An 11,652-nucleotide genomic window follows, 5' to 3' on the forward strand; every position below is an offset into this window, starting at 1 on the left:
GACAAATGCCCAAATGGAACAAAATGGTTGAAAGACAGGTGTCTTCCAACCATTTTGTCAACAGTCTGAGGTTGTCGAATCCACTCGACAACCTTATTTCACTTCGACCCAACCGTTTTTAATCGCAACGACTACGGCTTGCGTCCGATCGTTAACATTTAGCTTTTGTAAAATATTGCTTACATGGTTTTTCACTGTTTTTTCGCTAATAAATAGCGCATCGGCAATGCCTTTATTGCTTTTTCCGTCCGCCAACAGCTGCAATACTTCACACTCTCTGCGCGTTAATAAATGGTACGGACGACATACACTTTGATTTTGCTTTTCTTTTTCTACTCCTTCTCCTGCGACGAGACGACGATATTCTTTCACAAGATTGTGCGTCACTTTCGGATGCAAATATGAACCGCCTTCTGCCACAACACGAACCGCTTCAATTAAAGCGTCCGCATCCATTTCCTTCAACAAATACCCCATCGCTCCCGTTTGCAACGCATGCATGACGTAACTTTCATCATCATGAATCGACAAAATGATCACCTTTGTATCTGGATATGCTTCAATCAGCTGACGTGTGGCTTCTACACCGTTAACATGAGGCATGTTAATGTCCATAATGACAACATCAGGTTTATATCGCTCAACAAGCGCTAACACTTCGTCACCGTCGCTTCCTTCCGCAACAACTTCGAAATCTTGCTCGAAATCTAAAATACGTTTAATTCCTTCACGAAACAATTTATGGTCATCAATTAACACGATGCGTGTTTTCATTGTTGTTCCCCTTTCTCTTTCGTCTGCTGAATCGGAATGTGCATCGTCACAATCGTTCCACGTCCAAGTTGTGAGTAAAGATGCAGCTTTCCTTCCAACCATTCGATTCGCTCACGCATACCGATTAACCCGAATGCTTTATCTTTTTTTTCGTTCGGATTAAAGCCTTTCCCATCATCTTTCACGACGATCAGCAAATGATCTTTTTTTAGCTCCATTTTTACTTGAATCTCCTGCGCCTCCGCATGCTTTAATGCGTTTTGCACCGCTTCTTGCACGAGACGAAAAATGGCGACTTCAAAACGATCGGACAGGCGACGCACCTCTCCTATGTATGTAAACGTAATTGTTTTTTTATGATATTCTTCAATCGTTTGTAAATATTTTTTTAACGTTGGGATCAAACCAAGATCATCAAGAGCCATTGGTCGTAAATCGTAAATGATGCGACGCACCTCATACAACGCGGAGCGAACCATCTTTTTTAAATCGCGCATTTCACGAATCGCTTCTTCTGCTCCACGTTCGCGGTAAATGCGTTCAATTAAGTCAGAACGCATAATGACGTTCGCAAGCATTTGTGCAGGACCGTCGTGAATTTCTCGCGACAGGCGCTTCCGTTCTTCTTCTTGTGCCTCAATAATGCGAAGTCCAAATTCTTGTTTTTCATTCGCACCGGTAATAAATTCACTTAATTCACGGAAATCCCCGTTTAAATAGTTTAACACAACGGTCACTTGACCGATTAAATGGTCTGCCCGTTCAATCGTTTCTTTGACAGCCGCAAGCCGTCTTTCTAACTCATCGCGACGTTGACGCAACTGCTTTTCTTTTTCTTGTGCCATCGCGAGTTCCATTTGTAGCGAATGCGCTTTCTCATATGCTTGGCGAATTTCAGCTTCCGTATAACGCGAGAAGTTTTTACTGACGTCCGACAACCGTTGTCGCGCTAACTTCGTTTTCATTTCTAAGTTATCTGTTTGAAAGATGACACGTTGTACTTCTTCTTTCGTCCGACGTAACTCTTCAAGCAACCGCTCATGTTCTTTTCGCGATTGTTCACTAATATGAAAAATTTCCGCTTTACTTTGATCGACTGTCTCAATCATTTTTTTTACAATTCGGTCCAGCTCTTTTGCATTCATCTTTTTATTGGACATACACACCACCTAAAGAAAAAATGACTAAAAGTCAAACAAAACGACTTTTCTGACTTTTATTCAAACGCTTTTCTTGCTTTGAACATTGGATATATCGCTTTATAATTTATTATAGCACGTTTCAGCAATTTCCATCAGCATTTTTCGACAAAAGACGAATAACATTCCAATCTACATTTGAGGTGATTCCGCTTTGTTAGAGGCATACTATACGGTAAAAGGATATGGAGAAACAGAAATCATCATTGAAAAATCACGCTTCATCAGTTATGTCGAACGGGCAACGACTGAAGAAGAAGCGATTCGCTTTATTCAACAAATAAAGAAAAAACATTGGGATGCAACGCATAACTGCTCGGCCTACCTCATTGGCGAACACGACCACATCCAAAAAGCAAACGATGATGGCGAACCGAGCGGCACTGCAGGCGTTCCGATGCTTGAAGTATTAAAAAAGAAAAAACTAAAAAACACGGTCGTTGTCGTCACACGCTATTTCGGCGGCATCAAACTCGGTGCCGGCGGTCTGGTGCGCGCCTATGGCAAGGCGGTGACGGAAGGACTGAAAGCGGCAGGCATCGTCGAGCGAAAACTCATGCGCATGATGCATACAACGATCGACTATACATGGCTTGGGAAAGTCGAAAATGAACTGCGCGCTTCAACCTACTCCATTAAAGACATTCATTATGCTGAGCACGTCACGATCGACACATACGTTGAAGAAAAACGAAAAGACGAATTCCGCGCATGGATGACCGAACTGACAAATGGGAAAAGCACAATCATAGAAGGCGAGCACGTATATGTGGAGTTTGACGTCGCACAGTAAAAAATTTTCGTTTACGACTTCATAAAAATTTTGTAAAATGATGATTGTTTACATGTCGATATTTGTTGAACTTTTGAAAAAGGGGAACGACGATGGAAAATAGACGAGTATATATGAAAAAGAAGAAGAGAAAACGAAAAAAAATATGGACGTTCGTATTGCTTCCATTGCTTCTTCTCCTCATTGGCGGAGGGGCATATGCGACATTTCTCTTCAATAAAGCACAATCTGTCATTCAGCAATCGTTTGAGCAAATTGACGGACGAGAAAAATCAGAAAAGCGAATAAAAGAAGTTGATCCAAACGCAGACAACATCTCTGTTTTATTTATTGGCGTAGACGACAGCAACATTCGCCAAAAGAAAGGAATGGGCGCAGTACGTTCCGATGCGCTTGTCCTAGCAACATTTAACGTCAAAGATAAGACAGTCAAATTGCTTAGCATTCCGCGCGACTCTTACGTGTATATTCCAATCGAGAAAAAATACGATAAAATTACGCACGCCCATGCATACGGTGGAGTGAAAGCGACGGTCGAAACGGTAGAAGAGTTGCTTGACATTCCAGTTGATTATTACGTAAAAATGAACTTTGAAGCGTTCGTCGATGTTGTCGATGAGCTTGGCGGCATTGAATTTGATGTCCCTTATGAAATTCGTGAGATGGACTCCAACGATCGCAAAAATGCGATTCACTTAAAACCAGGCTTACAAAAATTAAATGGAGAAGAGGCGTTAGCGCTTGCGAGAACACGTAAATACGACAACGATATCGAACGCGGTAAACGCCAACAAGAGCTCATGAAAGCAATTTTCAAAAAAGCGATGAGCGTCCATTCACTAACGAAATTTGATAATATCATGGAAGCTGTCGGTAAAAATATGACAACGAACTTAACGTTTGAAGAAATGAAAGGTTTCTTCGCTTATGCGACAAAAGGAGCGGGCGCAAATATTGAGACGCTCCATCTCAAAGGAGAAGACGCGCGCATTAGCGGTGTATATTACTATCGACTAGACGAATCGACCGTAGATGAAATTAAGCAAACGTTAAAAACACATCTTGACGTATCGTCTTATCAAGCACAAACAGAGCAGTTCGCTCAAGAACAGTAAAAAAGAGGGTGTCCGCGCGACACCCTCTTTTTTATGATATTTTTTTCATTCCCCGAACCATCTTTAGCAGTGGACGATAGTCTTTCCCGACAAGACCAATTTTCTCGACGACAAGTTCAACGACAAGCAACACGAATGCGATCACAAGCAATGCACCAAACATCGTCGCTTTCGATAATACGACAGCAGCTAGTCCAAACATCGCCGCCATACCGTAAATGATTAAAACCGTCTGACGATGGCTATAACCAAGACGCAACAAACAATGATGCAAGTGCGACTTATCCGGCGCCGATAACGGTTGTTTGTTGACGATCCGTCTGACGATCGCAAATAGCGTGTCCGAAATTGGCACCCCTAAAATGAGAATCGGGATAATTAACGAAAACACTGTAACGTTTTTAAAACCGAGAAGCGATAGTACAGAGATCATATAGCCTAAAAACAATGCACCGGTATCACCCATAAAAATTTTCGCCGGATGGAAATTATATAATAGAAAACCGAGCGTACTTCCGAGCAATAATAAACTCATCGCAAAAACGAATACGTACGTATTGCCCATCGTCGCCGCCATTCCGGCAATCGTGACAAGCGCAATCGACGATACGCCAGCAGCTAAGCCGTCCAACCCGTCGATTAAGTTAATCGCATTTGTAATCCCAATAATCCAAAGGATCGTGATTGGGATGCTTAATAACCCAAATTCCAAATGACCACCGAACGGCAAGTTAATGAAATCGACTCGAATGCCACCATACACAACGACAACAGCTGCCATGATTTGACCGAGCAACTTCCATTTCGGCGGTAGCTCATATATATCATCAAGCACGCCCGTTAACACGATGATCGTTGCTCCGATGACAATTGCTGTTGCGTACGGGCTAGCTGGCTTCAATACGAAGTAACCGATAATAAAACTAATAAAAATCGCTAATCCACCTAAACGTGGCATAATTTTTTGATGAACTTTTCGCTGATTTGGTTTGTCTGTTGCTCCGACCCGAAACGCCAACCACTTCACAGCAGGCGTAATAAGCACAGCTAAAACAAAACAAAGAAATAAGGTGACATAAACCATAGGAAACCTCCCTATTCGTTAGCATTCCCGATTTTTCAATCAATTATTGCTTAAAAAGTAACACTTTCTACCATCTCTTTTCGCAAACCTATCAGACATTATACCATAAATTTTGAAATCGACAAATGGAAAATAGAAAACTAGAATTTTGTTACATTTTCGTCCTTTTTGTTGAAATCATTTGATATAATGTGAGGTAGATAGAGTTAAGGGAGGAGAGAACCGTGAGAAAAAGAACGATCGTCATCATGTTGCTTACAGCGATGTTAACCGTTTCTGCATCGAAAGCGTTGGCAGACAATGAACCTGTTTTAGCGAGCGTAGAATGGGTGCTAGCAAAAATCAATCCATTAAATGATCGCGTCACAAAGCTTGAGCAGCGTGTGCAACAGCTTGAACAAGAAGTAGAAAAGCTTCAAAAACAATTAGAGGCGGCGAAATGACGATGAAACATATTCGATGGATCGCATTCGCTCTCATCACGTTTTTATTCATTCCGATGTCTGTTGATGCTGCATCGTATCCGACACCTGTAAAAGTCAAGCTATTACCAACCGCCACGTTTCTTGCAACAGCGAATGGAAACTATCAACTCATTGATTTAAAAACAAAGCAAGTGATCCCATTTACAAATCCGATTGCTTTTTCACAAACGAACGGGGCTGTCGTGGCAACAATCAACGGCGTGTCTTACACATCGACAAGCGGCTTTTTGTTAGATGAAGTGACACAAAACGATCAAAACGATGTGACCATCGGTAGCATTCAACAAGCAAACGGTACATCAGTACCTGTAAAATACCGCGGTTCGTTTGAAATTACACCAGGATCAACGACGCCAAACTTATTTAATACGTTAGACATAGAAGACTATTTAAAAGGTGTCGTCCCTGGAGAAATGCCTGCTTCTTGGCATAAAGAAGCGTTAAAAGCACAAGCGGTGGCGGCGCGCAGCTATGCATACGCTCAACTGAAAAAGTCATCATTTTTACAAATGACCGTTGCTAGCCAAGTATACGGCGGAAAATCAAAGGAACAAGCAACATCAACAGCAGCCGTCAATGAAACGGCAGGTGTATATGCCACATATCAAAATGAACCGATTCCTGCCTACTTTCACTCAAGTTCAGGTGGAAATACAGAAAATAGCGAAAATGTATGGAGCAGTACCGTTCCGTATATTCGCTCTGTTTCTGATCCGTACGATCGTCACAAAAGCAATCCACATTATGGATGGAACGCCAAAGTGGCAACAAATGTCGTGTCAATGAAATTTAAACTAACAAACGAACAAGTCGTATCGCTTCGTGTCACACAAAAAACAAATGCCGGAAGCGTGCAACAAATGGAGGCAACGGTGTACAATCCAACGACAGGGCAAAAACGTACAATACAGGCGCGCCCTTCATTTGTCTCATCGGCAGATTCATTTCGTTCATTTTTCGGCATTTCATTAAAAAGTATCGCTTTCGATGTAAAAGGCAATGCAAACGTGAAAATTAAACGAGCAGACGGATCCGAGCAGACAGTTGATCACATCGCTGGCTATGCGCTCCAAACAACTAGCGGACAAACGACGATCGCAACAGGAAATGCTTCGATTCGGACAGAAAACGAAACGATGTACTATCCGACCGCTCCAACGGAATTTACGTTCACAGGCAATGGCTGGGGACATCGACTCGGCATGAGCCAATGGGGCGCGCGTTCGATGGCGGAAAAAGGGTTTACGTACGATCAAATTTTAAAATACTACTACAAAGGAATCGAAGTGAAAAAAATAAAGTAGGCTGTGTTCGTGCACAGCCTACTTATTTTTTTGTAGCGCTCGATCCATAAATGCCGCAAAATGAGCGCGGGTCGTCGGTTGTTCTGGATAAAAATAACCGTTATCCCCTTCTGCAATGCCGTGTTGGGAAATGATACGAATTTCTAACGCACCTTGTGTTTGATCGTGAACATCTTTATACCCTGCATACGGGACAGATGTTGCTTGCAAACGAAAAGCGCGTTGAATAACCATTGCCATATGCTTTCGTTTCATCGATTCTTTCGGTGCAAAGCGATTGTTTGGGTACCCTCCGACAAAGCCTGCCTCGTAAGCTGTCATAATTTCGCGCGCAAATGGATGAGAATCGGGAACATCCACAAAAATCGATGGCTTATTCGATAGCGGCAGTTGAAACGCCCGCACAAGCATAGCAGCTGCTTGTGCACGCGTAATCGCTTGCTTCGGAGCAAATAAATCGTTGCCAACGCCACCGACAATATTTTGACGATATAGACGAGTAACAGGTACATACGCCCAATGGCTAATCGGAACATCTTTAAACACTTGTGGCGAATCGGCAGCTGTTTTTATTTTGGCTAGCTGCTGTTCAAGTTGTTGCATTTTTTTATCGATTTCATTCAAACGGCTATTTGTATCCGCCAACTGCTGTTCTGTCCACGGCGCCGTCGCAATTTCTTGTTCTTCACTTGCCCCCGCATGTTCCTGCTCGCACGCTGCTAGCAACAGCATGCTAATAGAAACAACGGAGAGAATCCATTTTTTCACCACGCCACCCCCTCTATTGCGACGTATAATATTTCACAATACCTTGATAAATCGCTTCGGCATATATATTTTGGTACTCTGCTGACGTTAATTTCGCACGATCTTCGGCGTTAGAAATAAATCCAAGTTCCACGAGCACGCTCGTCACACTATTGTTGCGCAACACATACAATCCGCTATTTTTCACGCCACGATCGACCATGTTCGCCATACGAACAATTTCTTCTTGAATGTATTGTGCCAATTTTTTACTTTCTTCAGCATTCGGATTTGTCGATGAATCGTAATATACTTCAGCACCTTTCGCACTTGTGTTCGTCGCCGAATTCGTATGAATGCTGACAAACATTTCCGCATAATTGTTTTTCGCAATATCAACGCGATCTTGCAACGTCGGATACACGTCCGTCTCGCGCGTCATAACAACCGTTGCTCCTGCTTTTTCAAGCTTCCCTTTCAGCAACTTTGCCACTTCTAGCACAACATCCTTTTCATTCGCTCCATTACTTAACGAACCGGGATCTTTTCCACCGTGTCCTGCATCGACGACAATGATCCGACCATCGATCGGGGATCCTGAAATATTTTGCAACTTTAAATATACTTTATACACATAAGCAAATTGATCGTTATAAGCAATTTTCGCCCAATATCCATTGATATCGTACACATTCACAACTTGACCTTTGGATAACTTCCCGACAACAGCACTCGTCGTCGATGGTGATTGTCGGACGTTTAACAAAGAGGCTGTCACTATGCCTTGCACATTCGTTTTCCCTTGTTCAATGAGATCCGGCTCTGGCAAACGAAACTGGTCATTCATTGTTCGCGCCAACAATGTCGCAAACTCAGCGCGTGAAATAGCATCTTTAGGGAAGAATTTCCCATCCCTTCCGTTCGCAATTCCATGATAATACAAGCGATTAATATGTCTGAGTGCCCAATGCCCTTCTGTATCTTCAAATATCGCTGCTTCCTCGACTGCTGCCCCTTTACTTGCGAGCGAAAAAGCGTTCACAAGAATGATGCTCATTTCAGCGCGCGAAAGACTATCATTTGGACGGAAATTCGCTGTGCCGTCTCCTCCCATAACCCCAAGCTGCACAGCTCGGGCGATCCAACCACGCGCCCAATGTTTTTCAGGAATATCCTCAAACGGTAAGTTCTCATCTTCCCACTCTGTTTGTCTGAGGGCGCTAACAATCATTTTCGCCGCTTCTGCGCGCGTGACCGGTCGTGCTGGACGAAACTCTGATGTTTGTCCAACTAAATACCCGTTAATAATTTGCTCATTTGCTAAAAAATCAATTTCATTTTTTGCCCAATGATCGTCCGTGACATCAACGAATCGCTCTGCTTGCTTTAGTTCCGTATTCGCCCAACTAGGTGAAGCAACAGAAAACAAAGCAAGAAAAACGATAATTAGACAATATACGCGTCGTTTCCCCAGCATGTTCTTCTCCCTTTCGACATTTTTCTATCCTTAAGCATAACAAACAATTCTAACCTTTTCCATACCCGATGATGCACATTTTTCTATTCGACAAATCCCCCAATCTTTTTCGACAAATAACGACACAAAACGACAAAAATATACAACAAAGTTATTATTTTTGTAGTGTTTTTTTTTGAAAAAACGGCTATACTTACTTATGCGATAAGGTTTTGGTTGCTAAGTCAGCCTCCCCGTCATTTGGAAATGGCGGGGCTTTTTTTATGCCGATTTTGTCGAATGTTGTCGAACTAGCGTCGACACTCGCACGATTATGGCACACATTTGCGCTCTCGTTACCGGCTCATTCGGATGAAAATATGGGGCTTTTGCAACAATCCCGCGTTCCGCTAGCAATTGCACCGCTTTCCACACTTCCTGTTGTTTCACATCTTGAAATGGGTAAACAGAGCGAATCGGTTCATTTTCTAGTTGAAGTGCACGCATGAGGAGTAAAGCAAGCTGTCCTCGTGTCAGCCGCTCATGTAATAACGCTTTTCCCCCTGCCCCCTTCACAATTCCTTTTTCCGCCGCTGTTGCTACTAACAGCGCATTTGTAGTTGTCAATGGCACATCGACAAAAGGAGTGGACAACAAAGATGGCGCTTCCCAATCGAATAGGCGAGCAAGCATTACAATACTTTCGCGACGCGTGAGAGAGTTATTTGGACGAAACGTACCATCTCCATACCCGCGTATCATTCCTAACTGTTGCGCCTGTAAAATATCGCTATACGCCCAATATGTTTTCTTTACATCCGAAAACGGCGTTGGCCGAATAGGGGCAGCACGAACATCGGAAGCGATCACTCGTTTCTCGTCCGTGATGACTACCGCCACATCCCCTTGCTGTTTCATTAAATCAAATAAGCGAAACGACATCATTTCCCTATCTACGTTAAACGAATAAACGAGCTTTCCATTCACAAAAAGATGACCTTGTTTCCCGACAAATGGAGAGGATAACGCTAAAATATATGTGCGATTTTTTTCGATAGGCTGCCCCGGTTGTAAATTGAGCCAATCGATACCTAGTGGAGCCGATAACGCAAGCGCTTGTTGCCATTGGATCATCCCATATCCGGTATACATATCATATCCACGCCAATACACGTCTTTTGTTGTTTTCCATACACGTTTACGAAGCTGAATCGCATCTTCTTCAGGATACATCGCGCGCAATATAGCGAGTAATGCAGAGACGTGCGGAGCTGCCATTGATGTTCCACGCAACGCACGATAGCCAGACAAATATGTACTTATTAAAAAATCCCCTGGGGCGCTTATTTCTACGTCCCAACCATAATTTGAAATAGAAAGCGGCATTTGTTTCCGATCAACCGCCGCTACCGTAATGACCCCAGGATAACTAGCAGGATAAATGTTTGTCGTTGGCATATGGCTATTGCCAGCCGCCGCCACGACGTGCACGCCCCGTTTTACAGCTTCTTCAATGATCGCTTTTAACACTTCCGTCTCTCCTTGACCAGCTAAGCTTAAATTAATAACGGAAGCGCCGTGATCGAGGGCATATTTCACTCCTTTTGCAATTTCAAAATCACCGCCGACCCCGTAACGATCCAACACTTTAATCGGCAAAATATCGATTGGCGCATCTCCAATGAGTCCTGCTATCCCTTTTCCGTTATTGACACTAGCAGCTAAAATGCCTGTCACATGCGTCCCATGCCCAAACGTATCATCCGCATACCGCTTGTTTTCTGCATAATCAACGCTTACACTATACAGCACATGATCGTTCAAATCTTCATGCAGTGCGACACCCGAATCGACAATCGCCACAATGACATGATTGACCCCTTTCAACTCCACGATGCGCGGACGATTCGTCCAATTTGGTGACATAACATATAAATGAACCGTTGAGGAAGGGCGAGAGAGAAGAACATCCAGACGAGCAAGTTCTCCTTCGTTCTCCCCTAACATCGCCCCTGTTTCATCTTTCACTTGTATACGCCACGGTCCTTCGATATGATCGACTGTGACAGAAAGGCGAGATAATGTTTCTTCTCCGAGCGTAATGACGATATGTTCCCCTTCAAACGATTTACCATCGTACACGTATTCTCGTCCATCAACAATCATCTGTTTACCAATTAGCCGATTTATAGATGTTAACGAGGGGATATGCCAATCAATCATCGCTAAAGACCACTGCTCCGAAAACAACGGATCATCGACAGCCGCTCGTTTGATGTCGTTTTTCTCCATGTTTAACACAAACGGTAAACGAGATATGTTTTCTCGCTCTTCTTCTGTTACCGCCACTTTCACAAACGTCCCGATCGTATCCACAACGTACGGTTGAAGATGTCGAACGTCCGAGGCGTGTCGAACTTGAACGATCCATTCTTCTTTTTCACTCGCCCAAACGACTTGTGGGATAAAAAGAAAAATAAATGATAGCCATAACCATCTACTCATATGAAATTCCCTCCTACGTACTTCCATTGTATCGCGTCCATTTCGACAAGAATAGCCAAAAACTTTAACTTCATAAAAATAGATAATTAACTAAAAAATAATAGTTTTTTAACATTTTAGGTTCATCACCAAAAGATGTACTTGCATCTGCCATTAAAGTATGTTAGCTGTTTCTAGGCGAACCCGCAAG

General features: G+C 43.1%; 10 protein-coding genes. 4 read left to right on the plus strand and 6 right to left on the minus strand.

All coding sequences use genetic code 11. The features are described 5' to 3' along the window. Positions 1-93 precede the first annotated feature (93 nt). Together LD028_RS08495 and LD028_RS08500 are read right to left on the minus strand one after the other, a co-directional pair. The gene (locus LD028_RS08495) at positions 94-774 is read right to left on the minus strand and encodes a response regulator (RefSeq protein WP_237811558.1); all 681 of its coding nucleotides are present in this window, start codon (positions 772-774) and stop codon (positions 94-96) included. Further along, positions 771-1,934 (minus strand): sensor histidine kinase, encoded by a 1,164-nt coding sequence (locus tag LD028_RS08500; protein ID WP_237811559.1) that lies wholly within the window; start codon positions 1,932-1,934, stop codon positions 771-773. The genes LD028_RS08495 and LD028_RS08500 overlap by 4 nt, the downstream gene beginning before the upstream one ends. 193 nt (positions 1,935-2,127) lie before the next feature. Between LD028_RS08500 and LD028_RS08505 the strand changes: the two genes are divergently transcribed. Continuing rightward, complete coding sequence (locus tag LD028_RS08505; protein WP_237811560.1) at positions 2,128-2,766, plus strand: YigZ family protein; 639 nt, start codon at positions 2,128-2,130, stop codon at positions 2,764-2,766. A 92-nt stretch (positions 2,767-2,858) separates the two neighbouring features. Further along, positions 2,859-3,881: an LCP family protein gene (locus tag LD028_RS08510; protein ID WP_237811561.1), complete on the plus strand. Its 1,023-nt coding sequence runs from the start codon at positions 2,859-2,861 to the stop codon at positions 3,879-3,881. A 31-nt stretch (positions 3,882-3,912) separates the two neighbouring features. Here LD028_RS08510 and LD028_RS08515 read toward each other — a convergent pair whose 3' ends face one another. Beyond that, positions 3,913-4,965, minus strand: a complete 1,053-nt coding sequence (locus tag LD028_RS08515) for a glycosyltransferase family 4 protein (RefSeq protein ID WP_237811562.1) — start codon at positions 4,963-4,965, stop codon at positions 3,913-3,915. Between the two features lie 224 nt (positions 4,966-5,189). Between LD028_RS08515 and LD028_RS08520 the strand changes: the two genes are divergently transcribed. Further along, on the plus strand, positions 5,190-5,408 hold the full coding sequence (locus LD028_RS08520; protein WP_237811563.1) for a hypothetical protein: 219 nt from the start codon (positions 5,190-5,192) through the stop codon (positions 5,406-5,408). Between the two features lie 2 nt (positions 5,409-5,410). Further along, positions 5,411-6,754 (plus strand): SpoIID/LytB domain-containing protein, encoded by a 1,344-nt coding sequence (locus LD028_RS08525; RefSeq protein ID WP_237811564.1) that lies wholly within the window; start codon positions 5,411-5,413, stop codon positions 6,752-6,754. An 18-nt stretch (positions 6,755-6,772) separates the two neighbouring features. Here the strand turns inward: LD028_RS08525 and LD028_RS08530 are convergent, their stop codons facing one another. The 3 genes from LD028_RS08530 to LD028_RS08540 all read right to left on the minus strand — a co-directional run bounded on the left by LD028_RS08530 (position 6,773) and on the right by LD028_RS08540 (position 11,462). Continuing rightward, complete coding sequence (locus LD028_RS08530; protein WP_237811565.1) at positions 6,773-7,522, minus strand: S-layer homology domain-containing protein; 750 nt, start codon at positions 7,520-7,522, stop codon at positions 6,773-6,775. A 13-nt stretch (positions 7,523-7,535) separates the two neighbouring features. After that, a complete protein-coding gene (locus tag LD028_RS08535) occupies positions 7,536-8,978 on the minus strand; it encodes an N-acetylmuramoyl-L-alanine amidase (RefSeq protein ID WP_237811566.1) in 1,443 nt (480 codons plus the stop codon). Positions 8,979-9,239: 261 nt separating this feature from the next. Beyond that, positions 9,240-11,462 carry a S8 family peptidase gene (locus tag LD028_RS08540; protein WP_237811567.1) on the minus strand — a complete coding sequence of 741 codons (2,223 nt, stop codon included), beginning with the start codon at positions 11,460-11,462 and terminating at the stop codon, positions 9,240-9,242. Positions 11,463-11,652 lie beyond the last annotated feature (190 nt).

It is taken from the genome of Anoxybacillus sp. LAT27 (assembly GCF_022030075.1).
Taxonomy (GTDB): Bacteria; Bacillota; Bacilli; order Bacillales; family Anoxybacillaceae; genus Anoxybacillus; species Anoxybacillus kestanbolensis.

Coding starts and splice junctions, on each gene's coding strand:
- LD028_RS08495 (WP_237811558.1), bottom strand. CDS start 774: ATGAAAACACGCATCGTGTTAATTGATGACCATAAATTGTTTCGTGAA.
- LD028_RS08500 (WP_237811559.1), bottom strand. CDS start 1,934: ATGTCCAATAAAAAGATGAATGCAAAAGAGCTGGACCGAATTGTAAAA.
- LD028_RS08510 (WP_237811561.1), top strand. CDS start 2,859: ATGGAAAATAGACGAGTATATATGAAAAAGAAGAAGAGAAAACGAAAA.
- LD028_RS08515 (WP_237811562.1), bottom strand. CDS start 4,965: ATGGTTTATGTCACCTTATTTCTTTGTTTTGTTTTAGCTGTGCTTATT.
- LD028_RS08525 (WP_237811564.1), top strand. CDS start 5,411: ATGAAACATATTCGATGGATCGCATTCGCTCTCATCACGTTTTTATTC.
- LD028_RS08535 (WP_237811566.1), bottom strand. CDS start 8,978: ATGCTGGGGAAACGACGCGTATATTGTCTAATTATCGTTTTTCTTGCT.
- LD028_RS08540 (WP_237811567.1), bottom strand. CDS start 11,462: ATGAGTAGATGGTTATGGCTATCATTTATTTTTCTTTTTATCCCACAA.